At 69.6% G+C, this 23,853-nt stretch carries 24 protein-coding genes; 11 read left to right on the top strand and 13 right to left on the bottom strand.

The window, feature by feature from the left end; genetic code table 11:
• Positions 1-22: 22 nt before the first annotated feature.
• From C5F75_RS04775 to C5F75_RS04785, 3 genes are all read left to right on the top strand, one after another.
• Entirely contained in the window at positions 23-1,474 is a 1,452-nt protein-coding gene (locus C5F75_RS04775) for an aldehyde dehydrogenase (RefSeq protein ID WP_059578459.1), read from the top strand.
• A gap of 14 nt (positions 1,475-1,488) precedes the next feature.
• Entirely contained in the window at positions 1,489-2,433 is a 945-nt protein-coding gene (locus C5F75_RS04780) for a ketopantoate reductase family protein (protein ID WP_060012036.1), read from the top strand.
• 194 nt (positions 2,434-2,627) lie between these two features.
• Positions 2,628-4,100, top strand: coding sequence for an MFS transporter (locus tag C5F75_RS04785; RefSeq protein WP_181035376.1), 1,473 nt, complete (start codon positions 2,628-2,630; stop codon positions 4,098-4,100).
• A gap of 20 nt (positions 4,101-4,120) precedes the next feature.
• Here C5F75_RS04785 and kynA read toward each other — a convergent pair whose 3' ends face one another.
• The 3 genes from kynA to kynB form a co-directional block, all read right to left on the bottom strand.
• Positions 4,121-5,056, bottom strand: coding sequence for a tryptophan 2,3-dioxygenase (gene kynA / locus C5F75_RS04790; protein ID WP_059578451.1), 936 nt, complete (start codon positions 5,054-5,056; stop codon positions 4,121-4,123).
• A 90-nt stretch (positions 5,057-5,146) separates the two neighbouring features.
• Positions 5,147-6,400, bottom strand: coding sequence for a kynureninase (gene kynU / locus C5F75_RS04795; RefSeq protein WP_264160269.1), 1,254 nt, complete (start codon positions 6,398-6,400; stop codon positions 5,147-5,149).
• Between the two features lie 28 nt (positions 6,401-6,428).
• On the bottom strand, positions 6,429-7,070 hold the full coding sequence (kynB, locus tag C5F75_RS04800; protein WP_059578446.1) for an arylformamidase: 642 nt from the start codon (positions 7,068-7,070) through the stop codon (positions 6,429-6,431).
• Between the two features lie 129 nt (positions 7,071-7,199).
• Here kynB and C5F75_RS04805 point away from each other — a divergent pair, with 129 nt between their 5' ends.
• Positions 7,200-7,700: an Lrp/AsnC family transcriptional regulator gene (locus C5F75_RS04805; protein ID WP_006477992.1), complete on the top strand. Its 501-nt coding sequence runs from the start codon at positions 7,200-7,202 to the stop codon at positions 7,698-7,700.
• Here the strand turns inward: C5F75_RS04805 and C5F75_RS04810 are convergent.
• The 3 genes from C5F75_RS04810 to C5F75_RS04820 all read right to left on the bottom strand — a co-directional run bounded on the left by C5F75_RS04810 (position 7,687) and on the right by C5F75_RS04820 (position 10,554).
• Positions 7,687-8,196, bottom strand: a complete 510-nt coding sequence (locus tag C5F75_RS04810; protein WP_059578443.1) for a flavin reductase family protein — start codon at positions 8,194-8,196, stop codon at positions 7,687-7,689. The genes C5F75_RS04805 and C5F75_RS04810 overlap by 14 nt on opposite strands.
• Positions 8,197-8,485: 289 nt before the next feature.
• Positions 8,486-9,151: a hypothetical protein gene (locus C5F75_RS04815; RefSeq protein WP_059578441.1), complete on the bottom strand. Its 666-nt coding sequence runs from the start codon at positions 9,149-9,151 to the stop codon at positions 8,486-8,488.
• Positions 9,148-10,554: a selenium-binding protein SBP56-related protein gene (locus C5F75_RS04820; RefSeq protein WP_059578438.1), complete on the bottom strand. Its 1,407-nt coding sequence runs from the start codon at positions 10,552-10,554 to the stop codon at positions 9,148-9,150. The genes C5F75_RS04815 and C5F75_RS04820 overlap by 4 nt, the downstream gene beginning before the upstream one ends.
• Positions 10,555-10,666: 112 nt before the next feature.
• Here C5F75_RS04820 and C5F75_RS37110 point away from each other — a divergent pair, with 112 nt between their 5' ends.
• Both C5F75_RS37110 and msrA read left to right on the top strand, forming a co-directional pair.
• On the top strand, positions 10,667-10,900 hold the full coding sequence (locus tag C5F75_RS37110) for a hypothetical protein (RefSeq protein ID WP_226094298.1): 234 nt from the start codon (positions 10,667-10,669) through the stop codon (positions 10,898-10,900).
• Positions 10,901-11,116: 216 nt separating this feature from the next.
• Entirely contained in the window at positions 11,117-11,677 is a 561-nt protein-coding gene (gene msrA / locus C5F75_RS04830; protein WP_059578436.1) for a peptide-methionine (S)-S-oxide reductase MsrA, read from the top strand.
• Between the two features lie 22 nt (positions 11,678-11,699).
• On the opposite strand, the gene C5F75_RS04835 is transcribed toward msrA, so the two are convergent.
• The 3 genes from C5F75_RS04835 to pdxH form a co-directional block, all read right to left on the bottom strand.
• Complete coding sequence (locus C5F75_RS04835) at positions 11,700-12,998, bottom strand: DUF72 domain-containing protein (protein WP_059578434.1); 1,299 nt, start codon at positions 12,996-12,998, stop codon at positions 11,700-11,702.
• Positions 12,999-13,021: 23 nt separating this feature from the next.
• A complete protein-coding gene (locus tag C5F75_RS04840) occupies positions 13,022-14,242 on the bottom strand; it encodes an SAM-dependent methyltransferase (protein ID WP_059609116.1) in 1,221 nt (406 codons plus the stop codon).
• A gap of 121 nt (positions 14,243-14,363) precedes the next feature.
• The gene (gene pdxH, locus C5F75_RS04845; RefSeq protein WP_104011936.1) at positions 14,364-15,008 is read right to left on the bottom strand and encodes a pyridoxamine 5'-phosphate oxidase; all 645 of its coding nucleotides are present in this window, start codon (positions 15,006-15,008) and stop codon (positions 14,364-14,366) included.
• Between the two features lie 129 nt (positions 15,009-15,137).
• Here pdxH and C5F75_RS04850 point away from each other — a divergent pair, with 129 nt between their 5' ends.
• Positions 15,138-15,995, top strand: coding sequence for a tRNA threonylcarbamoyladenosine dehydratase (locus C5F75_RS04850; protein ID WP_059578424.1), 858 nt, complete (start codon positions 15,138-15,140; stop codon positions 15,993-15,995).
• Between the two features lie 108 nt (positions 15,996-16,103).
• Here C5F75_RS04850 and trxA read toward each other — a convergent pair whose 3' ends face one another.
• Together trxA and C5F75_RS04860 are read right to left on the bottom strand one after the other, a co-directional pair.
• Positions 16,104-16,952 carry a thioredoxin gene (trxA, locus tag C5F75_RS04855; protein ID WP_059578420.1) on the bottom strand — a complete coding sequence of 283 codons (849 nt, stop codon included), beginning with the start codon at positions 16,950-16,952 and terminating at the stop codon, positions 16,104-16,106.
• Between the two features lie 52 nt (positions 16,953-17,004).
• Positions 17,005-17,886 carry a pirin family protein gene (locus C5F75_RS04860; protein ID WP_059578417.1) on the bottom strand — a complete coding sequence of 294 codons (882 nt, stop codon included), beginning with the start codon at positions 17,884-17,886 and terminating at the stop codon, positions 17,005-17,007.
• Between the two features lie 217 nt (positions 17,887-18,103).
• On the opposite strand from C5F75_RS04860, the gene C5F75_RS04865 reads away from it, so the two are divergent.
• Positions 18,104-18,985, top strand: a complete 882-nt coding sequence (locus C5F75_RS04865) for an EamA family transporter (RefSeq protein WP_179231749.1) — start codon at positions 18,104-18,106, stop codon at positions 18,983-18,985.
• Between the two features lie 45 nt (positions 18,986-19,030).
• On the opposite strand, the gene C5F75_RS04870 is transcribed toward C5F75_RS04865, so the two are convergent.
• Complete coding sequence (locus C5F75_RS04870) at positions 19,031-20,557, bottom strand: N-acetylmuramoyl-L-alanine amidase (RefSeq protein ID WP_104011937.1); 1,527 nt, start codon at positions 20,555-20,557, stop codon at positions 19,031-19,033.
• Positions 20,539-21,090, bottom strand: a complete 552-nt coding sequence (gene tsaE / locus C5F75_RS04875) for a tRNA (adenosine(37)-N6)-threonylcarbamoyltransferase complex ATPase subunit type 1 TsaE (RefSeq protein WP_059578407.1) — start codon at positions 21,088-21,090, stop codon at positions 20,539-20,541. Before tsaE ends, C5F75_RS04870 begins: the two co-directional genes overlap by 19 nt.
• Before the next feature lie 17 nt (positions 21,091-21,107).
• On the opposite strand from tsaE, the gene queG reads away from it, so the two are divergent.
• The 3 genes from queG (at position 21,108) to xerD (ending at position 23,814) form a co-directional block, all read left to right on the top strand.
• Positions 21,108-22,331: a tRNA epoxyqueuosine(34) reductase QueG gene (queG, locus tag C5F75_RS04880; protein ID WP_104011938.1), complete on the top strand. Its 1,224-nt coding sequence runs from the start codon at positions 21,108-21,110 to the stop codon at positions 22,329-22,331.
• Positions 22,332-22,396: 65 nt separating this feature from the next.
• Positions 22,397-22,867, top strand: a complete 471-nt coding sequence (locus tag C5F75_RS04885) for a methylated-DNA--[protein]-cysteine S-methyltransferase (protein WP_059578402.1) — start codon at positions 22,397-22,399, stop codon at positions 22,865-22,867.
• Complete coding sequence (xerD, locus tag C5F75_RS04890; RefSeq protein WP_059644840.1) at positions 22,864-23,814, top strand: site-specific tyrosine recombinase XerD; 951 nt, start codon at positions 22,864-22,866, stop codon at positions 23,812-23,814. Before C5F75_RS04885 ends, xerD begins: the two co-directional genes overlap by 4 nt.
• Positions 23,815-23,853 lie beyond the last annotated feature (39 nt).

Here is a 23,853-nt window from a genome sequence, read left to right on the forward strand (position 1 = left end):
CGCGCGTCTTTCCGGAGATTCCATGCAAACCGTAGCGATGCTGATCGGCGGCGAACGCCGGCACTCGTCCAGCGGCGCGACCTTCGTGCGCCGCAACCCGCTCGACGGCGAAATCGCGTCGGCCGCGCCCGCGGCCACCGCCGACGATGCGCGCGCGGCGGCCGACGCGGCCGCCCGCGCGTTGCCCGGCTGGGCCGCGCTCGGCCCCGGCGCGCGGCGCGCATGGCTGCTGAAAGCGGCCGCCGCGCTCGAAGCGAAGCACGAGCAGTTCGTCGCCGCGATGGCGGCCGAGACGGGCGCGTCCGCGCTGTGGGCCGGCTTCAACGTGCAGCTCGCGGCGAGCGGGCTCGTCGAGGCCGCGTCGCTGACCACGCAGGTCGGCGGCGAGCTGATTCCGTCCGACGTGCCGGGCTCGCTCGCGATGGGCGTGCGGCAGCCGGCCGGCGTCGTGCTCGGCATCGCGCCGTGGAATGCGCCGGTGATTCTCGCGACGCGCGCGCTCGCGCTGCCGCTCGCGTGCGGCAACACGATCGTGCTGAAAGGCTCGGAGCTGTGCCCCGTCACGCACGGGCTGGTCGTCGAGGCCATGCAGGAGGCCGGGCTGCCGCCGGGCGTCGTCAACTTCGTGACGAACGCGCCCGACGATGCGGGCGCCGTCGTCGACGCACTGATCGCACACCCGGCCGTGCGCCGCGTGAATTTCACGGGCTCGACGCGGGTCGGCCGGATCGTCGCCGAAGCGTGCGCGCGCCACCTGAAACCGTCGGTGCTGGAGCTCGGCGGCAAGGCGCCGTTCGTCGTGCTGGACGATGCCGATCTCGACGCGGCGGTCGCCGCGGCCGCATTCGGCGCATTCGCGAATTCCGGCCAGATCTGCATGTCGACCGAGCGCATCGTCGTCGACGCATCGATCGCCGATGCGTTCGTCGCGAAGCTCGCCGACAAGGCCGCGTCGCTGCCGCTCGGCGACCCGCGCAACGGGCCGGTCGTGCTCGGGTCGCTGATCGACATGAAGGCCGTCGAGCGCTGCAACGCGCTGATCGACGATGCGCTCGCGCACGGCGCGACGCTCGTGTGCGGCGGCAAGGCCGACAGCACGCTGTTCCCGGCCACGCTGCTCGACCACGTGACGCCGGCGATGCGTATCTATGCGGAGGAATCGTTCGGCCCGGTGAAGGGCATCGTGCGCGTCGACGGCGAGGAGGCCGCGATCCGCTGCGCGAACGACAACGCGTTCGGGCTGGCGTCGGCCGTGTTCAGCCGCGACGTCGCGCGGGCGCTGCGCGTCGCCGCACGCATCGAATCGGGCATCTGTCACGTGAACGGCCCGACCGTGCACGACGAGGCGCAGATGCCGTTCGGCGGCGTGAAGGACAGCGGCTTCGGCCACTTCGGCGGCAAGGCCGGCATCGCCGCGTTCACGGACCTGCGCTGGATCACGGTGCAGACGGCGCCGCGCCACTATCCGTTCTGACGAGGCCGCCGACGATGAAGATTGCGATTCTGGGCGCGGGCGCGATGGGCTCGCTGTTCGGCGGGCGGCTCGCCGAAAGCGGCGAAGCCGTCACGCTGATCGACGTGAACGACGCGCATCTCGAAGCGATCCGCCGCGACGGGCTGCGCATCGACGACGACCGCGGCGAACGGCGCATTCGCACGCTCCACGCCATGCGGCCGGAAGCCGCGAATGCGGACGCGGCCGCCGCGCCCGACACGCCGTTCGACCTGCTGATCGTTTTCACGAAATCGCTGCACACGCGGGCGGCGCTCGACGGCGTGCGCGCGCTGCTGACGCCGGACACGTTCGTGCTGACGCTGCAGAACGGGCTCGGCAACGTCGAGACGGTGAATGCGTTCGTGCCGATCGAGCGCATCCTGGTCGGCGTGACGACGTGGCCGGCCGATGCGGCCGGGCCCGCGCACGTGCGCTCGCACGGCGCCGGCACGGTCCGCATGATGACGGCCGACGGCGCGGCGCGCCCGTTCGCGGCGGCCGTGGCCGACGCGCTGTCGCGCGCGGGGCTCGCCTGCACGCTCGACGCCGACGTGTGGGCCGCGATCTGGGAGAAGGTCGCGTTCAACGCGGCGCTCAACACGGTGTGCGCGGCGACGGGCTGCACCGTCGACCAGCTCGGCCATCATCACGACGGGCCGCGGCTCGCGCTCGCGATTGCGGCCGAGACCGCGGCCGTCGCGCGCGCGAAGGGCATCGCGGTCGACGGCGCGCGGATCGCGCGCAACGTCGAGCATGCGATCCGCGACCATCGCGGCCATCGCCCGTCGATGCTGCAGGACGTGCTCGCGGGCCGCCGCACCGAAATCGACGCGATCAGCGGCAAGGTCGTCGCGGCCGCGCGCGAAACGGGCGTCGCGGTGCCGCATGCGGAGACGCTGCTCGCGCTGGTCCGGTTGATCGACGCACGGGCGAACTGAGTAACAGGCCGGCGGCCGGCTGGCGCCGCGTGACGATACGGATGCCGCGCCCGCGAAGCGACGGCAATGGATCGTGAAGGGTGGGACGACACACCGGCGCCGCTCGATGGGCGCCGGTCGACTGCACAGCATGAGATCCGGGCACGCTTGCGTGCGCCAGCCCGGACAACCGGAGACGCCATGAAAACCATCGAATGCCGTTGTCTCGTCGCGCGCCGTCCGCGCATCTTGCCGCCGGCGCGCGGTGCATCGGAGGCCGCATGAGCACGACCGACGCACTGACTGAACGGCTGCCGCCGTCGGTCGACATCGGCACGACGCTCGACGACGGGCCGTTCACGGCGATGCAGCGCTGCGTCGTGCTGCTCGCCGCGCTCGCGATCGTGCTCGACGGCTTCGACGGCCAGTTGATCGGTTTCGCGATTCCCGTGCTGATCCGCGAATGGGGCATCGCGCGCGGCGCGTTCGCGCCGGCCGTCGCGGCGGGGCTGGTCGGCATGGGGATCGGCAGCGCGTGCGCGGGGATCGTCGCGGACCGCTTCGGTCGCCGCCGGGCCGTGATCGGCAGCGTATTCCTGTTCGGCCTCGCGACCTGCGCGATCGGGTTCGCGCCCGACGTCGCGACGATCGCGATACTGCGCTTTTGCGCGGGGCTCGGGATCGGCGGCGCGCTGCCGACGGCCACGACGATGACCGCCGAATACACGCCCGCGCGGCGCCGCACGATGATGGTGACCGCGACGATCGTCTGCGTGCCGCTCGGCGGGATGCTGGCCGGCCTGTTCGCGCACGAGGTGCTGCCGCGCTACGGCTGGCGCGGGCTGTTCTTCGCGGGCGGCGCGTTGCCGCTCGTGCTCGGCTTCGTGCTCGTGCGCGCGTTGCCGGAATCGCCGCGTTATCTGGCGCGGCGTCCCGCACGCTGGCCGGAACTCGGCGCGCTGCTCGCGCGGATGCGGCGGCCGGTCGCGCCGGGCACGGTGTTCACCGATATGAAGGACGCTCGCGCGCCGGGCGGCCGCGGCGGCTTCGGCGCGCTGTTCGCGAGCGGGCAGGCGCGCGACACGATCGCGCTGTGGTGCGCGTTCTTCATGTGCCTGCTCGCCGTGTATGCGGCGTTCAGCTGGCTGCCGACGATGCTCGCGGCGAGCGGATTGAGCGTGTCGGTCGCGGGCTCGGGGCTCACCGCGTACAACCTCGGCGGCGTGATCGGCGCGCTGCTGTGCGCATGGGCGATCGCGCATGCGGGCTCGCGCTGGCCGCTCGCGCTGTGCAGCATCGGCGGCGCGGCGAGCGCGGTGTGGCTGATGGGTGTCGATGCGAGCCGCCACACGGGCTGGCTGATCGTCGGGCTCGGCCTGCACGGGCTGTTCGTCAACGCGGTGCAGTCGACGATGTATGCGCTCTGCGCGTACATCTACCCGACGGCCGTGCGCGCGACGGGCACCGCGAGCGCGCTCGCGTTCGGCCGGCTCGGCGCGATCCTCAGTGCGTTCGCGGGCGCGATCGTGATCACGTCGGGCGGCGCGGGCGCGTACCTGACGATGCTGGCCGTCGCGATGGGCGTGGTGTGCGTCGCGCTGCTCGCGGTGCGGCGGCACATTCCGCGGCTGTCGCGCGCGCCGGCTCAGCCGCGCGAAGGGGAGGAACTCGCCCGCACGTCGTCGTGACGGCGGGCGCGTGACGGGCGTTACAGCGTGGTGCGCACGTGCCAGAGCTCGGGGAACAGCACGACGTCGAGCATCTTGCGCAGGTACGGCGCGCCGCTCGTGCCGCCCGTGCCCTGCTTGAAGCCGATGATGCGTTCGACTGTCGTCACGTGACGGAAGCGCCACTGGCGGAACGCATCTTCGAGATCGACCAGTTCCTCGGCCATCTCGTACAGCTCCCAGTGCTGCTGCGGATGACGATAGACCTCGAGCCATGCAGCCTCGACCGTCTCGTCGTGCCGCATCGGCTGCGTCCAGTCGCGCTCGAGCCGCTCCGGCGCGATCGCGAACCCGCGCCGCGCCAGCAGGCGCACGACCTCGTCGTAGAACGACGGCGCCTCGAGTGTCGCGCGCACCTGTTCGAGGATGTCCGGCCGGTGCGCATGCGGCTGCAGCATCTGTGCGTTCTTGTTGCCGAGCAGGAATTCGAGCTGGCGATACTGGTACGACTGGAAGCCCGACGACTGGCCGAGATACGGCCGCATCGCCGAATACTCGGACGGCGTCATCGTCGACAGCACGTTCCACGCCTGCACCAGTTGCTCGAGGATGCGCGACACGCGCGCAAGCATCTTGAACGCGGGCGGCAGCGCGTCGGTGCGCACCGCGTCGAGCGCGCCGCGCAGCTCGAACAGCGCGAGCTTCATCCACAGCTCGCTCGTCTGATGCTGGATGATGAACAGCATCTCGTTGTGATCGGGCGACAGCGGATGCTGCGCGTCGAGGATCGAATTCAGCGACAGGTAGTCGCCGTAGCTCATCGACTTCGAGAAATCGAGTTGCGCGTTGTGCCAGCCGGCTTGCGTGTCGGCCTCGCCCGGCACGTGCGGCGCTTCATGCGCGGCTTGCGCCGGTTGTGCGGCGCGTGCGCCCGAGAACGGGCAGCCTGCCGGCGCGTCGCCGCCGGGCGGCTGCATATGACCAGAATTCACGACTTTCTCCAGATTTGAATGACGAACGCGCGGCGCATGCGCCGCCTGCAACGGCGGCGCGCCGCGCAAGACCGCTCAGGTCACCGCGCCGCGTTCGGCGAATTCGGGCGCCTTCCACGCATCGGTGGCGAGGATGTCGCGCAGCGTCTCGACCGCATCCCACACGTCGACGAAGCGCGTATAGAGCGGCGTGAAGCCGAAGCGCAGCACGTACGGCTCGCGGTAGTCGCCGATCACGCCGCGCGCGATCAGCGCCTGCATCACTTCGTAGCCGTGCGGATGCTCGAAGCTCGCCTGCGAGCCGCGCTGGTGATGCGCGCGCGGCGTGACGAGCTTCAGCGACAGGCCCGCGCAGCGCGCTTCGACGAGCGCGATGAACGCGTCGGTCAGCGCGAGCGACTTGCGGCGGATCGCATCCATGTCGGTCTGCAGGAACACGTCGAGCCCGCATTCGACCATCGACATCGACACGATCGGCTGCGTGCCGCACAGGAAGCGCGCGATGCCCGGATCCGGCGCGAAGCCCGGCTGCATCGCGAACGGCGCGCGATGGCCCCACCAGCCCGACAGCGGCTGCGAGAAATGCGCGAGGTGACGCTGCGGCACCCACACGAACGCGGGTGAGCCGGGGCCGCCGTTCAGGTACTTGTACGTGCAGCCGACCGCGCCGTCCGCGCGTGCGCCGTTCAGGTCGACCGGCACCGCGCCGGCCGAGTGCGCGAGATCCCACAGCATCAGCGCGCCCGCGTCGTGCACGAGCTGCGTGACGGCCGGCATGTCGTGCATGTAGCCGGTGCGGTAGTTCACGTGCGTGATCATCGCGACGGCCGTGTCCGCGCCGAGCGCGCCGGGCAGGTCGGCCGGATCGTCGATCAGGCGCAGCTCGTAGCCGCCGCCGAGCTGTTCGATCAGCCCCTGCGCGATATACAGATCGGTCGGGAAGTTCGAGCGCTCCGACACGATCACGCGGCGCTCGGGCGCGCGCTCGGCCTGGTGGCGCAGCATCGCCGACAGCAGCTTGAACAGGTTGATCGAGATGGTGTCGGTCACGACCGTTTCGCCGGGCGCGCCGCCGATCAGCGTCGCGAGCTTGTCGCCGAGGCGGCGCGGCAGCGCGAACCAGCCGGCCGTGTTCCAGCTGCGGATCAGGCCTTCGCCCCATTCGGCGCCGATCACCTGCTGCGCGCGGGCGGCCGACGCGCGCGGCTGCGCGCCGAGCGAATTGCCGTCGAGGTAGATCACGCCGTCGGGCAGCGAGAACTGGTCGCGCAGCGGCGCCAGCGGGTCGTCGCGGTCGAGCGCGAGCGCGTCTTCACGGGTCTTGATCATCATGATGTGGGGTCGTGGGTCGGGGTAGTCAGGCGGCGCGTGCGGGCAGCGCGCGCAGCACCGCGCGCACGGGGCTCGCGTCGAGCGTCGCGAATTTCAGCGGCAGCGCGATCAATTCGTAGTCGCCGGGCGGCACGTCGTCGAGCACGATGCCTTCGAGGATCGCCATCCGGTGCGCGCGCACGCGATGGTGCGCATCCATCGTCTTCGATTCCTGCGGGTCGAGCGACGGCGTGTCGATGCCGATCAGCTTGACGCCATGCGCGGCGAGCAGATCGACGGTGTCGGGCGCGACCGCGCAGAAATGGCTGTCCCATCGTTCGACCGCGGCGCGCGCATACGTGCGCAGCAGCACGCGCGGCGGCACGCCGTCGAGCGCGGCCGCGATATCGGCCGGCCGCACGACGGGCGCCGCGCCGATGCAATGGATCACGCGGCACGGGCCGAGATAGGTGTCGAGCGGCACCGCGCCGATCGGCGCGCCGTCGGCGTCGTAGTGCAGCGGCGCGTCGCAGTGCGCGCCCGTGTGCGGCGACAGCGTCAGGCGCGCGACGTTGACCGGCGAACCGGCCTCCATCCGCCACACGCGCTCGACGGAAACCGGCGTATCGCCCGGCCACACGGGGGTGGCGGGGCTGACGGGCGGCGAGATGTCCCAGAGTGTGTCCATGGCATGACGAATCGTGAATCGATGCATCGAATGATAGGTGGACGCTCGCAGAAAGTGCTTGCGAAATAAACATGGACAATCCGCCGGATTGGCAGATAATTCGACTCAGAGGGAAAACGGGGACCAAAAATGCACGCGATCACGCTCGATGCCACCGACTGCCGGATTCTGGCGGTATTGCAGGAGGAGGGCAGAATCAGCAATCTCGACCTGGCCGAACGCATTTCGCTTTCGCCATCCGCCTGCCTGCGCCGCATGCGCCTGCTCGAGGAGCAGGGCGTGATCGAGCACTATCGCGCGTGCCTGAGCCGCGAGAAGCTCGGCTTCGAGCTCGAGGCGTTCGTGCAGGTGTCGATGCGCAACGAAGAGAATCAATGGCACGAGCGCTTCGCGGAAGCGCTGCGCGAATGGCCGGAGGTGGTCGGCGCGTTCGTCGTGACGGGCGAGAGCCACTATCTGCTGCGCGTGCTCGCGCACAACCTCAAGCACTATTCGGATTTCGTGCTGAACCGCCTGTACAAGGCGCCGGGCGTGATGGACATCCGTTCGAACATCGTGCTGCAGACGCTGAAGGACGAAGCCGGCGCGCCGGTCGGCCTCGCGCGCACGGGGGCGATCAAAGCGGTGTGAGGCCGTGGAAGCCGCCGCCGTGGAACACGAGCGGCGGGGCGGCGTCCGATACGGCGCGCACGCCGCAGCGCTCCACTTCGCCGACGAAGATCACGTGGTCGCCTTCGTCGTAGCGGCTGCGGTTGTGGCATTCGAACCACGCGAGCGCGCCGTCGAGCACGGGCATCCCCGAGTTGCCGGCCGCGTGCGCGATCCCTTCGAAGCGGTCGCCCTTGTAGGTGGAAAAGCGCTTGCACAGGTCGAGCTGCGACGCCGCGAGCACGTTCACCACGTAATGGCTGTTGCCGCGGAACACCGGCGTCGACGCCGATTTGTGCGCGAGGCTCCACAGCACGAGCGGCGGATCGAGCGAAACCGAATTGAACGAGCTGGCGGTGATGCCGATCAACTGGCCGGACGGCGCCTGCGTCGTGATCACCGTCACGCCCGTCGCGAACTGGCCGAGCGCCTGCCGGAAGGCGGCCGAGTCGAAATCCGGCGGATTGGCGTGGCTCATCGGGCAGCCATCCGGAACGGGACGGGCGGGCGCGGCACGGCGCGGGTGCGACGGGCGCGGCGGACGAAAGACGACAAGGCGGTCGATGAGGAAGGGGTGCGCATGGCCCGATTTTAGCGGAATCGGGGCCGCCGGGCCCGGTCGGGCGGCGCGTCGTGACGGCAGGGTGACGTAGCGAACAGTGCGGCGCGCGGCCGGCATCGCGGTTCCGTCACGCTTTTTGACGGTGCGGCCGTTCGTCCCGACGCCGGATTGCGCTGCAGGGCATTGCATCGCAGCGCGACCCGCGCTATCGCGCCGCCGCCAGCCCGAGCGACAGCGCCCCCGTCACGATCAGGCTCGACGCCCACACCGTGTCGAGATTGAACCAGCTCCGCGACACGAACTTCAGCCCGAGATAGCGGTACACGAGCCATGCGAGCCCGCCGCCGGCGGCGATCATCGCGGCCGCGTGCACGGCCGCGACGACGAGCGCCATCCCGAGATGCGCATCGACGAGCATCGCCGCCGCGCGGTGGCCGGCATCGCGGTCGAGCCCGCAGAGGCCGAGGTAGATCGGCACGAGCATCAGCCCCGCGCCGTGCGCGAGCGCGACCGCGAACGACCACAGGCCGAGCCGCGCCGGCGGAATCCGCGCGAGCGCCCGCGGATGCCGGCGCCGGATCAGCAGCACCGCGCCGAAGCCGATCACGAGCGCGCTCGCGCCGACGCGGATCGCCGTCTGCCACGCGAGCAGCGCGGCGAGCAGCCCGAACGGCAGCATCACCGTGAAGACGGCGAGCGCATGACCGAGCGCGAGATAGCCGAGCGCCGCGACGAGCGCGCCGCCGCGGCGCGTCATCAGCGCGTTCGACACCGCGAGCGGCCAGCCCATCGCCGGGTTGAGCCCGTGATAGACGCCGCTCGCGAGCACGGCTGCCCACAGCGCGAACGGCGCATGAAGCCCGGCGCTCAACGCTTGACCGACGGATAGCAGAACGAGTCGGTCGAGCAGTCGCCGCCTTCGAGCCGGATCTGGTGCGCGCGATAGCCGTCGGGGAATTCGACCCAGTAGTCGTCGGCGAGCGTCAGCCCGCCGTCCGGCCCCGCGTGCGCGAGCACCTGCGCGGCCGGCACGCCGTCCGGATAGAACTGGTCGTCCCACGTCGAATAGAGCGAGTTGGTCCAGTACACGCGCCGGCCGTCGCGGCTGATCTCGACCATCTGCGGGCCGCCCGCGAACGTGCGGCCGTTCGAGTGCGGCGCACGGCGCGCGATGCCGCCGATGCGCACCGACCCGGCGAGCACCGGGTGGTGCGGGTCCGACACGTCGTACTGGCGCATCTCGCCGGTGCCCCAGCACGACACGTACAGGAAGCGGTCGTCGAGCGACAGGTCGATGTCGGTCACGAGCGGCGGCACCGCGCCGAATCCTTGCAGCAGCGGCGGCAACTCGTCGGCCGGCGCCGGCTCGGCGGGGATCGTCGCGGTCTTCTTCACATGGAACTTGCCGCCTTCGCGCCACCAGGTCCAGATCGAACCTTCGAGATTGGTCGTATCGACCACGACGCCGACGAATCCGTACTCGCGCACCGGGTCGTGCGCGGGCCGCACCTCGAGCGCCATCTGGTGCTGCGCGCCGAGATCGATCGTCTGCACGTTGCGTCGCGCGCGCAGATCCCAGAAATGCAGCCGGTGCCCGTACTTGTTCGCGAGCAGATCCTCGGGGACGATCCCGTTCTCGAATTGCGGCGGCAGCGCCCATTCGCTCGACACCATGTAGTCGCGCGGCAGGTTCCACCAGAAGTCGTAGTGCTTGTCCTGCGGGCCGCGGTCGATTTCCCAACGGCCGAGCACGTCGAAGGTTTCGCAATCCATGATGAAGATGCCGGGCGCGCCGTCGGTGCCGTCCTTGCCCGCCCCGCCGAGCGTGCTCACGTAGATGCCCTCGGGGCCGCAATGCACGGTGTGCGGCCGCGAATAGCCGGTTTTCGCGAAGATCTCGTCGGGCTCGATGATCTTGTGGATGCGCGCCTGCGTCGGATGCGGCTTCGTGTCGATCACGTAGATGCGCGACGAGCGCAGGCCGGGGATGATCAGGAAGCGGCGCTCGAGGAACGCATGGCCGGTGAGCGGCGACAGCGACGACGAGCACGCATTCCAGCCGAAATGGTGAAACTCGTCGCCGGTGTTCGGCATCGTCACCGTATGCACGATCTTGCCGTACGTCGACGAACCGGGCTTCACGTCGATCACGGCGAGCGCGTCGGGTCTGGAAAAATCGGGGCTCAGCAACAACGTATAGGCAAACTCTTCCGCCGGCGCCTGCATCGCAAGCTCGGGCGAAGCGTGAAACGTCGGGTCAGGCCGCATGCTCATGGTGGTGTCTCTCGAAGGTGTCGGATCGTGGACGCACGGCCGTTCGTTGCGGACGTGCGGACTGCGGTGGCCGCGCGGCGCGCATCATGCCGGCGGAGCGAGCGGCAGGCGAATGCAACGCGTCGGCGATGCGCGCGATGCCGTGCATCAGGTCGTGAAAGCGGGAAAAGGCGACGGGTTGCCACGCGGCGCGCTCCGTGAAACGGGCACGCGCCACCGCGACGGTGCGATTGACGTAGCGGCGAGCGGGGCCGCGACGCAGGCGATGTCTGTTAAGGCGTGCATATCGATGTTCCGGCAGATGGTGTTGGCATCGGGGTCGGGCATGCATCGGACGCTGGGTTGACGCGGCGGGGTGACCGCCGCGTGCGCGTGCCTAGTGTAGACGAGAAATACGCTGCCGGTCGCGTGCGACGCCTGGCCGATCTGCCAGTTTCGCGCGCGAGTGAGATACTTGCCGGAGTGCCGCCGCGTCCCGCACCGCGGGCCGGCAGCGGCGATGCGAAACCGTGGCAGCCGGCACGCGTGTGCCGGCTGCCATCATCCACGAGAGGCTGATTTCATGGGGAACGAAATGCTTGAAACCGCGACGCTCGGAGGCGGGTGTTTCTGGTGCACGGAGGCCGTGTTTCTCGACGTCGACGGCGTGACGGCCGTCCAGTCGGGTTACGCGGGCGGTCATACGCGCAATCCGGGCTATCGCGACATCTGCGAAGGCGACACGGGCCACGCGGAAGTCGTCAACGTGACGTTCGACCCGGCGCGCATCGGTTATCGCGAGATCCTCGAGATTTTCTTCGCGACGCACGATCCGACCCAGTTGAACCGGCAGGGCAACGACGTCGGCACGCAATACCGGTCGGTCGTGTTCACGCACTCGGATGCGCAACGCGATACGGCGCTCGACGTGATCCGCGAGCTCGAGCGCGAACAGGTGTTCGGCCAGCCGATCGTCACGCAGGTCGTGCCGCTCGACGGCAACTACTGGCCGGCCGAGGACTATCATCAGAACTATTACGCGCGCAACCCGGGGCAGGGCTATTGCTCGGTCGTGATCGGGCCGAAGCTCGCGAAATTCCGGCAGAAGTTCTCGCACCGGCTGAAGTCGCTGCGCGGCGCCTGAGCGTCGGCCGCGGCAACCGGCGTCACGCCGCCTCGTTGCGCCACTGCGCGCACGCGGCGGCGATTTCGCGTGCGAGTGCAAGGCACGACAGCGGCGCCGAGCCTTCCGCCTTGTTGTTGATCGTGATGATCACCGGCTGGCCGGCCAGCGCGTAGCGCGCGGCCAGTTCGGCGAGCGCCGAACGCGTGGCCGGATCCTCGTCGACGAGCTTGTCGAACGGCTCGTATTTCGCTTTCGCCTGCTCGTACTTGAAGCCGCCGTGCAGGCTCCAGCGCACGATCAGCGGGCCCGGCGCGTCGCCGTCGAGCAGCGCGAGCGCGGCGGCCTGGCGCAGCGGGTCGGGCATCCGCGCGTGCAGGCCGACGCAGTAGCGCACGCCGAGCGCGGCCAGTGCGCGGATGAAGCGCGGCGTGAGCAGGCTCGCGTCGCGGATCTCGATCGCATAGCGCGTGCCGTCGGCGTCCGGCGGCAACGGCGGCAGCGCCGCGAAGAACGCGGCGAGCCGGTCGATCAGCGCGGCCGGCTGCGCGAGCAGTTGATCGGGCAGCGGCGAGAACTGGAACACGAGCACGCCGGCTTTCCGGCCGAGCCCGTCGAGGCACGGCTGGACGAATTCGCGGGTCGCGAGCGGCGCATCGAGAAACGTCGGGTTCGGCCCGGACGGCTCGCCGCGCCGGCCGCGGATCACCGCGTCGGTCACCGCGGCCGGCGCCTTCACGACGAAGCGGAAATCGTCGGGCACCTGCTGCGCGTAGCGCAGGTAGTCGGCCACCGACAGCGGGCCGTAGAACGACCGGTCGAGGCTCACGCTTTTCAGCAGCGGATGCGCGCCATACGCTTCGAGCCCTTCGCGCGACAGCTTCGTCTGCGCGAAGTCGCCGTCGTAGACGATGCCGTTCCAGCCGGGGAAATACCACGACGACGTGCCGAGCCGCACGTTCGGCGGCAGGCCGGCCGCGACTTCGGCGACGTCCGCCGAGATCGGCGCGGGCAGCACGCCGCGCTTGCGGCGGCCTTTCTTCGGCGGGGCGGCCGCCGACGGCGGTTCGTCCCACAGCAGGCCGGACGACGGGGCGGGTGCGTCTTCGGCGGCGGGGCGGGAGATCGTACGGGCGGGCGGCGCCGGTCGCGGGTCCTTCGCTGCGTCCGGCGTCACGGGCTCATCGGGGCTGGCGGAGCGGTCACCGTCCGCTGGCGACGTGCGTGCAGTGTCCGTCGGCACGCCGAACAGGTCGAACTGCCCGTCGGCGTGCGACTCGTCGGTGTCGTCGTGCCGCTGTCGTTGTGGCGGCGCCTTGCGCCGCGTCCTGCCGTCACCCATGCATGCCCAGCGTGATGCGCCGCCTAGCGCGGCAGCGCGTGTTCGTACATATAGCGCCGCGACCACGGCAGCGTTTTCGCGCTGCGCCCGGCCTTGCGGCACACGATCTGGAAGATCGACACGTCGTCGTGCTCGAACGCATACGCGCAGCCGGCGAGATACACGCGCCAGATGCGGAATTTTTCGTCGTCGACGAGCTTTCGCGCTTCCTCGGCTTTCGCCTCGAAGTTTTCCGTCCAGATGTCGAGCGTGCGCGCATAGTGCCGGCGCAGGCTTTCGACGTCAACCGCCTCGAGCCCGCCGCGCTGCGCCGCTTCGAGCGCGAGGCTGATGTGCGGGAGCTCGCCGTCGGGGAACACGTAGCGGTCGATGAATTCGCCGCCGCCGAGCGCGGTTTCGCCGCTTTCCGCGTCGGTCGACGTGATCCCGTGGTTCATCGCGATGCCGTCGTCGGTCAGCAGCTCGCGGATGCGCGAGAAATAGAGCGGCAGGTTCTTGCGCCCGACGTGCTCGAACATCCCGACGCTCGTGATGCGGTCGAACTGGCCTTCGATCTCGCGGTAATCCTGCAGACGAATCTCGATCCTGTCTTCGAGCCCCGCCGCCTTCACGCGCGCGGTCGCGAGGTCGAACTGGTTCTGCGACAGCGTCACGCCGAGACACGTCGCGCCGAACTTCTGCGCGGCGCGCAGCACCAGCGCGCCCCAGCCGCAGCCGATGTCGAGCAGGCGCTGGCCGGGCTGCAGCTGGATCTTCGTCAGGATGTGGTCGATCTTCTTGATCTGCGCGGTGGCGAGATCCTCGTCGCCGTTCTCGAAATACGCGCACGAGTACACCATGTTCTCGTCGAGCCACAGCTTGTAGAACTCGTTCGAGACGTCGTAGTGGTACTGGATCGCTTTCTTGTCGGTGCTCTTCGTGTGATTGAAGTAGCGCTTCACGCGTGCGAGCTTGCTCGCGCTCGTCACGGTGCTGCGCGCGAGCGAGTAGCCGATGTTGATGATGTCCGACAGCTTGCCTTCGATATCGATCTTGCCCTTCACGTATGCCTCGCCGAGGTTGTCGAGGCTCGGTTCGAGCAGCAGTGGCAGCGCCGACGCGCTGTTCACCTTCAGCGTGACCTGCGGCGCGCTGAAGGTGCCGAAATCGAGTTGATCGCCGTTCCACAGCACGAGGCGCGCCGGTATGTTCGCTTTCGCCCGTACTTCATCCGCCCACTGTGCCAGCTTCTTTTCCCAGAACATTTGGATTCTCCGTTTGTTCGTTGAATCGAATACAGCCAAGTATCTTGACCGGCGCCCACCGCTTGCGGCGCGGGCGCCCGGATGCAACACGAGACACGACCGGCGTGCGCCGGCGCCGCGCTTACGGCGACAGGCGCGAGATCGTCCAGCCCGGCGCCGCCGCGGCGTCGCGCGTATAGAGCAGGCGGTCGTGCAGCCGCGACGGGCGGCCCTGCCAGAATTCGATCGCGTCGGGCACGAGGCGATAGCCGCCCCAGTGCGGCGGGCGCGGCGGGTTGTCGCCGTAGCGTTCGCCGACGGCCTTTTCGCGCGCTTCGAGCGTCGCGCGGCTGTCGATCACGGTGCTCTGGTCCGACGCCCACGCGCCGATGCGCGAGCCGAGCGGGCGCGACGCGAAATAGCGGTCGCTTTCTTCCGCGCTGGTTTTCTCGATCCGGCCTTCGATGCGTACCTGGCGCTCGAGCTCAATCCAATAGAACAGCAGCGCGGCGTGTGGATGCACGGCCAGATCGTGCCCCTTGCGGCTTTCGTAATTGGTGAAGAAGACGAACCCGCGTTCGTCGACGCCCTTGATGAGCACGATCCGGGCCGACGGCCGGCCGTCGGCGCCGACGGTCGCGAGCGTCATCGTGTTCGGCTCGGGCAGCTTGGCGGCGAGCGCCTCCTTGAACCAGCGATCGAACTGGGCGAAGGGGTCGGGGGCGGCATCGGCTTCGTCGAGCGAAGCGCGCGAATAGTTGATCCGAAGATCGGCGAGAGTCGTCATGTTATGCAAACGCTTCAATCTGGGGCCAGTATAGCGAACGCGCGAGAATCGTGCGTGCGCGGTGGCGCGTGCGAGCGGGGGAGTTCAGGCAGAATAGAGGGCTGCACGACTTACGTTTTCCTTGCTGCCATGTCCGCCGCCGACGCTGCCCCGCCCAGTTCTTCCGATCTTACCCCGACCCCGGAAATCCAGCTTGACGTGGATCGCGCGCGGCGTTTCGGCGGCGTCGCGCGCCTGTACGGCGCGCCGGCGGCCGCCGCGTTCGAGCGGGCGCACGTCGCGGTGATCGGGATCGGCGGCGTCGGGTCGTGGGTGGCCGAGGCGCTCGCGCGCAACGCGGTCGGCACGTTGACGCTGATCGATCTCGACAACGTCGCGGAAAGCAACACGAACCGGCAGATCCATGCGCTCGACGGCAATTACGGCAAGCCGAAGGTCGACGCGATGGCCGAGCGCATCGCGCTGATCGATCCCGCATGCCGCGTGAACCGCGTCGAGGATTTCGTCGAACCCGACAATTTCGACGCGCTGCTCGGCGGCGGCTTCGACTACGTGATCGATGCGATCGACAGCGTGCGCACGAAGGTCGCGCTGATCGCGTGGTGCGTCGCGAAACGGCAGCCGTTGATCGTCGTCGGCGGCGCGGGCGGGCAGCTCGACCCGACGCGCATCCGCATCGACGATCTCGCGCTGACGATTCAGGATCCGCTGCTGTCGAAGGTCCGCGCGCAGTTGCGCAAGCAGCACGGCTTTCCGCGCGGGCCGAAGGCGCGCTTCAAGGTCAGCGCCGTGTATTCGGACGAGCCGCTGATCTATCCGGAAGCGGCGGCCTGCGACATCGAGGACGGCGCCGAGCCGTCCGCCGCCGCGCACGTCGCGGGGCTCAACTGTGCGGGCTTCGGTTCGAGCGTGTGCGTGACCGCGAGCTTCGGTTTCGCGGCGGCCGCGCATGCGCTGCGGGCGATCGCGGCACGGGCGGCCGGCTGAGCGCGCGGCGCGCGGGCACGCAACGACGATGCCGCGGCGCGGGTGACGTGCCGCGAGCGATAGGCCGATGCAGCCGGGCCGTGGCGGCCCGGCCGGTCGTGCGTCGGGTCAGTTGAGCGCCATGCTCAGCTTGCGTCGCCACGCGGCGACGAGGTCGGGGCGATCGCCGGCCAGTTCGAACACCGAGATCATCGTGCGGCGGCCGAGATCGTCGCCGTACGCGCGATCGCGCGTCACGATTTCCAGCAACTGTTCCAGCGCCCCTTCGTACGCGCGCCGCGCGATCAGGCTCTGCGCGAGGTCGAAGCGCGCGTCGAGATCGGCCGGGTTCGCCGCGATGCGCGCCTCGAGCGCGTCGGTCGGCGGCAGGTCGGCCGTGGCGTCGAGCGCGTCGAAACGGGTCTTGATCGCCTGGTAGCGCGGGTCGCCGTTCTGCACGGTTTGCGGCGACAGGCGCTCAGTCTCCGCGCGTGCGGCATCGACTTCGTTGCGCGCGAGCAGCAGCTCGATCAGGTCGAGGCGCGCGTCGTCGTAGCCGGGGTTCAGCGCGAGCGCCGCTTCGAGGTGCGCGCGCGCATCGTCGAAGCGCTGTTCGGCCATCGCGTACTGCGCGGCGCGGCGTTCGGCTTCCTCGGGGGCCGGCAGCAGGCGGTCGAGGAACGCGCGCAACTGCCCTTCGGGCAGCACGCCGACGAACTGGTCGACCGGCCGCCCGTCGGCGAACGCGATCACGTGCGGGATGCTGCGCGTCTGGAAGTGCGCGGCGAGCTCCTGATTCTCGTCGACGTTGACCTTCACGAGCTTCCAGCGGCCTGCGTAGTCGGCTTCGAGCTTTTCCAGCAGCGGGCCGAGCGTCTTGCAGGGGCCGCACCACGGCGCCCAGAAGTCGACCAGCACGGGCGTGTCCAGCGACGCCTCGATGACGTCTTTCTCGAATGTGGCAAGCGTGGTGTCCATGGCGTTCTCTTCCGTTCGAATATCGTCAGGGTGGGGGCGGTGCGCCGCTTTTTCAACGCGGCTTCGCTTCGGGCAGCGCAATCCATTCGGTCTCGCCGGGCACCTTGCCCATCTCCTGGCGCGTCCACGCCGCTTTCGCGCGTTCGATCGCGTCGCGGCTGCTCGCGACGAAATTCCACTCGATGAAGCGTTCGCCGTCCATCCGGTCGCCGCCGAGCAGCATCGCGCGCGCGCCGCTGCCGCTCGTCAGCGTGACGCTCGCGCCCGGCGCGAGCACGGCCATCCGTTCGGCCGGCACCGGCGCGCCGTCGATCGCGAGCTCGCCGTCGACCACGTAGACCGCGCGCTCCTCGTGCGACGCATCGAGTTCGAGCCGGCCGCCGGCCGCGAATTCGGCCGCGACGTACAGCGTGCGCGAGAACGTCGTCACGGGCGAGCGCAGCCCGAACGCGTCGCCGGCGATCACCGTCAGCGCCACGCCGTCTTCGTCGCGCTTGGGCAGCGTGTCGGCCGCGTGGTGCTCGAACGACGGCTCGGTCGTCTCGTGCGCTTTCGGCAGCGCGACCCAGGTCTGGATCCCGTGCACGGTGTGGCCGCTCGCGCGTTGCGCGTCGGGCGTGCGCTCCGAGTGGACGATCCCGCGGCCGGCCGTCATCCAGTTCACGTCGCCCGGCACGATTTCCTGCCGCGAGCCGAGGCTGTCGCGGTGCAGGATCGCGCCGTCGAACAGATAGGTGACCGTCGCGAGCCCGATGTGCGGATGCGGGCGCACGTCGAGCCCCGTGCCGGCCGGCAGCATGGCGGGCCCCATGTGATCGAAGAAGATGAACGGGCCGACGAGGCGTGCGGCGAGCGCGGGCAGTGTGCGGCGCACCTGCAGGTTGCCGATGTCGCGCACGTGCGGCTTCAGCAAGGCTTTGATCGAGTCGGTCATGGCGGGCCTCGTGGGGAACGGCTGGATTGCCGGTCATTGTACTGGCGGCGCGATGCGGCCGTGGCGGGCACGCATCGTGCGGTGTCCACCGCGTCGCGCGAGCCGCTGCGCCCGCTGCCGATTCCATGCGCGCCGCGCGGGTATCCGGCGCGGCGGCGAAACCCGGTAGACTGACCGGCTTCACAATGACGATTCGACAATCGAGGAGACGCCGATGATGGCCCCGAAGGATCTGCTGCTCGCGCTGGTCGTGATTCTGGCGTGGGGCGTGAACTTCGTCGTGATCAAGGTCGGCCTGCATGGCATGCCGCCGATGCTGCTCGGCGCGCTGCGCTTCACGCTCGCGGCCGTGCCGGCGGTCTTCTTCGTGCGCCGGCCGCAGATTTCGTGGCGGCTGCTGGTGCTGTACGGCGCGACGATCCAGCTTGGCCAGTTCGTGTTCCTGTTCACCGGCATGTACGTCGGCATGCCGGCCGGCCTCGCGTCGCTCGTGCTGCAGTCGCAGGCGTTCTTCACGCTGGTGTTCGCGATGCTGTTCCTCGGCGAGCGGCTGCGCGTGCAGAACCTGATCGGGCTCGCGATCGCCGCGGGCGGCCTCGTCGTGATCGCCGCGCAGGGCGGCCGTGCGATGACGCTCGCGGGCTTCCTGCTGACGATCTGCTCGGCCGCGATGTGGGCCTTCGGCAATATCGTCACGAAGAAGGTCGGGAAGGCGAACCTCGTGTCGCTCGTCGTGTGGGCGAGCCTCGTGCCGCCCGTGCCGTTCTTCCTGCTGTCGTTGTGGTTCGAGGGGCCGCGGCGGATCGCGACCGCGCTCGCCGGGCTCGACGGCGCGTCGATCTTCGCGGTCGTCTATCTGGCGTTCGTCGCGACGCTGCTCGGCTACGGGCTGTGGAGCCGCCTGCTGTCGCGTTATCCGGCCGCGCAGGTCGCGCAGTTCTCGCTGCTGGTGCCGATCGTCGGGCTCGCGTCGTCGGCGCTGCTGCTCGACGAGCATCTGACGCAAGCGCAGCTGATCGGCGCCGCGCTCGTGATGGGCGGGCTCGCGGTGAACGTGTTCGGCGGGAAACTGCTGAGCCGCTTCGCGGCATCGTCGTGACGCGCCGGCACGCGCTGCGTGCCGGCGGCAGGGAACGGATGGCGCTCAGGCCATCCGGCTCTTCGCGAGCGGCGGATTCGCGGCGAAGTAGCGCTTGATGCCGCGGAAGATCGCGTCGGCCATCTCGTCGCGATAGCTGTCGTCGTTGAGCCGGCGCTCTTCGTCCGGGTTGCTGATGAACGCGGTCTCGACGAGGATCGACGGGATGTCGGGCGCCTTCAGCACCGCGAACCCGGCCTGCTCGACCGAGCCCTTGTGCAGCTTGTTGATGCCGCCCACTTCCTTCAGCACGTAGTTGCCGTAGCGCAGCGAATCGCGGATCTGCGCGGTCGTCGACATGTCGAACAGCGCGCGGCTGACTGCCGCGTCCTGGGTCTTGATGTTGATGCCGCCGATCAGGTCGGACGAGTTTTCCTTGTTCGCGAGCCAGCGCGCCGCGGCGCTCGATGCGCCGTGGTCGGACAGCGCGAACACCGACGAGCCGCGCGCGGACGGCGTCGTGAACGCGTCCGCGTGGATCGACACGAACAGATCCGCGCCGACGCGGCGCGCCTTCTGCACGCGCACGTTCAGCGGCACGAAGAAATCGGCGTCGCGCGTCATCATCGCGCGCATGTTCGGTGCGGCGTCGATCTTCGCGCGCAGCTTCTTCGCGATGTCGAGCGCGATGTGCTTCTCGTACGTGCCGTTGCCGCCGATCGCGCCCGGATCCTCGCCGCCGTGGCCCGGGTCGATCGCGACCGTCAGCAGGCGCACGGTGCCGCCCTTGCCCGATTTCGGTGCGGTGAACTTGTAGGTGTCGCCGTCGTCGTCGCTGTCGTCGCGGCGCGCGATGACGGGCGGCGGCTTGACGGCTGGCTTCGCGGGCGTCGACGGCGTGCCGGCGGCCGGCGGCGTGTGCGGCGCGGCCGGCGTGTTCTGCGCGAAACGCTGGAAGAATGCGTCGCTGTTGTCGCCCGCGGCGGGCGGCGGGGTGCCCGGGCCGGCCAGCGTGGACGGCGGCTGCATCTGCTGCGCGCGCGCGGTGTCGTTGAGCGCCAGTTCCTTGCGTTCCGTCTGTGCGATCAGGTCGGACAGCGGATCGGGCGCGACGGCCGGGTACAGGTCGAACACGAGCCGGTACTTGTAGGTGCCGACGGGCGGCAGCGTGAACACCTGCGGCTTCACCGAGCCTTTCAGGTCGAACACCATCCGCACGACGTGCGGCTGATACTGGCCGACGCGCACCGACTGGATCTGCGGATCGTTCGGCGCGATCTTCGAGACGAGGTCGCGCAGCGCCTGGTCGAGGTCGAGGCCGTTCAGGTCGACGACGAGACGGTCGGGGCCCTGCAGCAGTTGTTGGCTATTCTGCAGCGGCTGGTCGGATTCGATCGTGACGCGCGTGTAATCGCGTGCGGGCCACACGCGCACGCCGAGCACCGACGACGCGTGCGCGAGCCGCGGCGCGACGAGACCGAGCACCAGCGTCGACGCCCCCGCGCGCAGGATCTGACGGCGCCGCCAGTTGTGCGTCGCGGTGGCCGCCGATTCGATCGAGCGGAACGGTTTGATCAACATCTTTCGAGACATGCGTTTCCTGAAGCGCTGTACGCCCGGACGGTGAGGACGCGGCCGTCGCCGTCCACGTCGAGCGAGAAAACCAGATCGGGCACGCCGAGCAGGGCGCCCGCCTGTTGCGGCCATTCGACGAGGCAGATCGCGCTGGAATTGAAATACTCGCGAAAGCCTGCGTCCGACCATTCGGCCGGATCGTTGAATCGATACAGATCGAAGTGATAGACCTCGAGTTCCCCGTCGCTGCGTTCGAGCGCGTACGGCTCGACGAGCGTATAGGTCGGGCTGCGCACGCGCCCCTGGTGGCCGAGGCCGCGCAGGATCGCGCGCACGAGGGTCGTCTTGCCCGCGCCGAGATCGCCGACCAGCTGGATCTGCAGCCCGTCGAACGCGTGGGCGCGGTCGAGCGCGATGCGCGCGGCGTCGAGCGCGTGCGCGAAGCGGGTGCCGAAGGCCTCGGTTGCCGCTTCGTCGGCGAGCGCGATCACGCGCTCCGCGAGCGGGGCGGGCAGCATGGCGTGAGGCGGTTGGCTGGGCGTGGCTGGCATTCTCGTAAAATAGTGCGATGAACCGACTACCGGAACGCGCCGCATCCGACAGGCCTTCGACTCGTGCCGAAGGCGCGGCGCCGTGCGCGCTCGACGATGCGGCGTTGACTGCGCTCGCCGCTCGCATCAGGGCGTGGGGGCGCGAATTGGGTTTCGGGGCGATCGGCATCAGCGACACCGATCTCTCGGATGCCGAAGCGGGCCTCGCCGCCTGGCTGGAAGCCGGTTACCACGGCGAAATGGATTATATGGCGAAACATGGGATGAAACGCGCGCGGCCGGCCGAACTTGTGGCCGGTACGCGACGCGTGATCTCCGTGCGGCTCGCTTATTTACCGGCCCAAACGCTGGCTGACGACGAGCCCGGCGCGCTCGTGCCGCACGATTGGCGCACGCGCGAACGCGCACGGCTCGACGATCCGCAGGCGGCGGTCGTGTCGATCTATGCGCGCGGCCGCGACTATCACAAGGTGCTGCGCAACCGGCTGCAGACGCTCGCGGAGCGCATCGAGCACGAGATCGGCGGGTTCGGCTATCGCGTGTTCACCGATTCGGCGCCCGTGCTCGAAGTCGAACTCGCGCAGAAGGCCGGGGTCGGCTGGCGCGGCAAGCACACGCTGCTGCTGCAGCGCGATGCCGGCTCGCTGTTCTTTCTCGGCGAGATCTACGTCGACCTGCCGCTGCCGACCGACGCGCGCACGTCGCCCGACACCGCGCCCGAGACGCCCGGCGCGCACTGCGGCAGTTGCACGCGCTGTATCGACGCGTGCCCGACCGGCGCGATCGTGGAGCCGTACCGCGTCGATGCGCGCCGCTGCATCTCGTACCTGACGATCGAACTGAAAGGCAGCATTCCCGAGCCGCTGCGGCCGATGATCGGCAATCGCGTGTACGGCTGCGACGACTGCCAGCTCGTGTGTCCGTGGAACAAGTTCGCGCAGGCCGCACCCGTCGCCGATTTCGACGTGCGGCACGGCCTCGACCGTGCGACGCTCGTCGAGCTGTTCGCGTGGGACGCGGACACGTTCGATACGCGGATGCAGGGCAGCGCGATCCGGCGCATCGGCTACGAAAGCTGGCTGCGCAATCTCGCGGTCGGGCTCGGCAATGCGCTGCGGGCTGGCGCGGACCGGCTCGCGCCGCCCGCGCGCGACGCGATCGTCGCCGCGCTGCGCGCCCGCGCCGACGATCCGTCGCCGGTCGTGCGCGAGCATGTCGAATGGGCGCTGCGAGCCGCGTGAAGGCGGCGTAAAGTGTCGTCGGCGCGCGGGCAGGGCCGCGCGCATCCCCCGGTCAGGAGAAGGCAATGTTCAACGCAGTGATCGACGCGCCGTTCGGCAAGGTCGGCATCCGCACGGATGCCGCGGTGGTGCGCGAGATCGTCTATCTGCCCGAGTCGATGAAGGCGGTCGAACCGGATTCGGCGCTCGCGAAGCGCGCGGTCCAGCAAATCGAACGTTATTTCGAGCGCGCGTCCGCGCGCTTCGACCTGCCGCTCGCCGACGTCGGCAGCGCATTCCAGCATCGCGTGTGGGACGTGATCAGCGACATCCCGCCCGGGACGGTGCTGACCTACGGCCAGGTCGCGAAGCGGATCGGCAGCGCGCCGCGCGCGGTCGGCCAAGCGTGCGGCGCGAACTACTTCCCGCTCGTGATTCCGTGCCATCGCGTCGTCGCGGCGGGCGGCCTCGGCGGGTTCGCGAACCACGACGACAACGGCTATTACCAGCGAGTGAAGCGCTGGCTGCTCGCGCACGAGGGCGTGCCATACCGATGAGCGAACCGATGATTTCCCCCGCGGCCGACGACGATGCCGTCGCGGCATCGCCCGCGCTGCTCGCGAGCCGCGCGTCGATCGACGTGTTCTGCGATGCGCTGTGGCTCGAACACGGGCTCGCGCGCAACACGCTCGACGCGTACCGGCGCGATCTGGTGCTGTTTTCCCAGTGGCTGGCCGCGACGCACGACGCGCCGCTCGACGCGGCCGACGAGGCGATGGTGACGGGCTACATCGCCGCACGCAGCGACGGCAAGGCGACGTCGTCGAACCGGCGGCTGTCCGTATTTCGTCGCTATTACGGCTGGGCCGTGCGCGAGCATCGCGCGAGCGCCGACCCGACGCTGCGGATCACGTCCGCGAAACAGGGCGCGCGGTTCCCGTCGACGTTGTCCGAGGCGCAGGTCGAGGCGCTGCTCGGCGCGCCCGACATCGGCACGCCGCTCGGCCTGCGCGATCGCACGATGCTCGAGCTGATGTACGCGAGCGGGCTGCGCGTGAGCGAGCTCGTGACGCTGAAGACGGTCGAGGTCGGCCTCAACGAAGGCGTCGTGCGGGTGATGGGCAAGGGCTCGAAGGAGCGGCTCGTGCCGTTCGGCGAAGTCGCGCACGGCTGGATCGAACGCTATCTGCGCGACGCGCGGCCGGCATTGCTCGGCGCGCGCGCGGCCGACGCGCTGTTCGTGACCGCGCGCGGCGACGGGATGACGCGCCAGCAGTTCTGGAACATCATCAAGCGTCACGCGCAGCAGGCCGACGTGCGCGCGCACCTGTCGCCGCACACGCTGCGGCACGCGTTCGCGACGCACCTGCTGAATCACGGCGCCGACCTGCGCGTCGTGCAATTGCTGCTCGGCCACAGCGACATCTCGACCACCCAGATCTATACGCACGTCGCGCGCGAGCGGCTGAAGACGCTGCATGCGGAGCACCACCCGCGCGGGTGACGCGCGGCGCGGGCTGCGACCCGAACCCGCGATGCGCGC

Source organism: Burkholderia anthinoferrum, assembly GCF_002925705.1.
GTDB classification, from domain to species: domain Bacteria; phylum Pseudomonadota; class Gammaproteobacteria; order Burkholderiales; family Burkholderiaceae; genus Burkholderia; species Burkholderia semiarida.

Bases quoted from the DNA above. Each gene is read 5' to 3' on its own strand.
- C5F75_RS04775 (WP_059578459.1), top strand. From the start codon at position 23: ATGCAAACCGTAGCGATGCTGATCGGCGGCGAACGCCGGCACTCGTCC.
- C5F75_RS04780 (WP_060012036.1), top strand. From the start codon at position 1,489: ATGAAGATTGCGATTCTGGGCGCGGGCGCGATGGGCTCGCTGTTCGGC.
- C5F75_RS04785 (WP_181035376.1), top strand. From the start codon at position 2,628: ATGCCGTTGTCTCGTCGCGCGCCGTCCGCGCATCTTGCCGCCGGCGCG.
- kynA (WP_059578451.1), bottom strand. From the start codon at position 5,056: ATGCAGCCGCCCGGCGGCGACGCGCCGGCAGGCTGCCCGTTCTCGGGC.
- kynU (WP_264160269.1), bottom strand. From the start codon at position 6,400: ATGATCAAGACCCGTGAAGACGCGCTCGCGCTCGACCGCGACGACCCG.
- kynB (WP_059578446.1), bottom strand. From the start codon at position 7,070: ATGGACACACTCTGGGACATCTCGCCGCCCGTCAGCCCCGCCACCCCC.
- C5F75_RS04805 (WP_006477992.1), top strand. From the start codon at position 7,200: ATGCACGCGATCACGCTCGATGCCACCGACTGCCGGATTCTGGCGGTA.
- C5F75_RS04810 (WP_059578443.1), bottom strand. From the start codon at position 8,196: ATGAGCCACGCCAATCCGCCGGATTTCGACTCGGCCGCCTTCCGGCAG.
- C5F75_RS04820 (WP_059578438.1), bottom strand. From the start codon at position 10,554: ATGAGCATGCGGCCTGACCCGACGTTTCACGCTTCGCCCGAGCTTGCG.
- C5F75_RS37110 (WP_226094298.1), top strand. From the start codon at position 10,667: ATGCAACGCGTCGGCGATGCGCGCGATGCCGTGCATCAGGTCGTGAAA.
- msrA (WP_059578436.1), top strand. From the start codon at position 11,117: ATGGGGAACGAAATGCTTGAAACCGCGACGCTCGGAGGCGGGTGTTTC.
- C5F75_RS04835 (WP_059578434.1), bottom strand. From the start codon at position 12,998: ATGGGTGACGGCAGGACGCGGCGCAAGGCGCCGCCACAACGACAGCGG.
- C5F75_RS04840 (WP_059609116.1), bottom strand. From the start codon at position 14,242: ATGTTCTGGGAAAAGAAGCTGGCACAGTGGGCGGATGAAGTACGGGCG.
- pdxH (WP_104011936.1), bottom strand. From the start codon at position 15,008: ATGACGACTCTCGCCGATCTTCGGATCAACTATTCGCGCGCTTCGCTC.
- C5F75_RS04850 (WP_059578424.1), top strand. From the start codon at position 15,138: ATGTCCGCCGCCGACGCTGCCCCGCCCAGTTCTTCCGATCTTACCCCG.
- trxA (WP_059578420.1), bottom strand. From the start codon at position 16,952: ATGGACACCACGCTTGCCACATTCGAGAAAGACGTCATCGAGGCGTCG.
- C5F75_RS04860 (WP_059578417.1), bottom strand. From the start codon at position 17,886: ATGACCGACTCGATCAAAGCCTTGCTGAAGCCGCACGTGCGCGACATC.
- C5F75_RS04865 (WP_179231749.1), top strand. From the start codon at position 18,104: ATGGCCCCGAAGGATCTGCTGCTCGCGCTGGTCGTGATTCTGGCGTGG.
- C5F75_RS04870 (WP_104011937.1), bottom strand. From the start codon at position 20,557: ATGTCTCGAAAGATGTTGATCAAACCGTTCCGCTCGATCGAATCGGCG.
- tsaE (WP_059578407.1), bottom strand. From the start codon at position 21,090: ATGCCAGCCACGCCCAGCCAACCGCCTCACGCCATGCTGCCCGCCCCG.
- queG (WP_104011938.1), top strand. From the start codon at position 21,108: ATGAACCGACTACCGGAACGCGCCGCATCCGACAGGCCTTCGACTCGT.
- C5F75_RS04885 (WP_059578402.1), top strand. From the start codon at position 22,397: ATGTTCAACGCAGTGATCGACGCGCCGTTCGGCAAGGTCGGCATCCGC.
- xerD (WP_059644840.1), top strand. From the start codon at position 22,864: ATGAGCGAACCGATGATTTCCCCCGCGGCCGACGACGATGCCGTCGCG.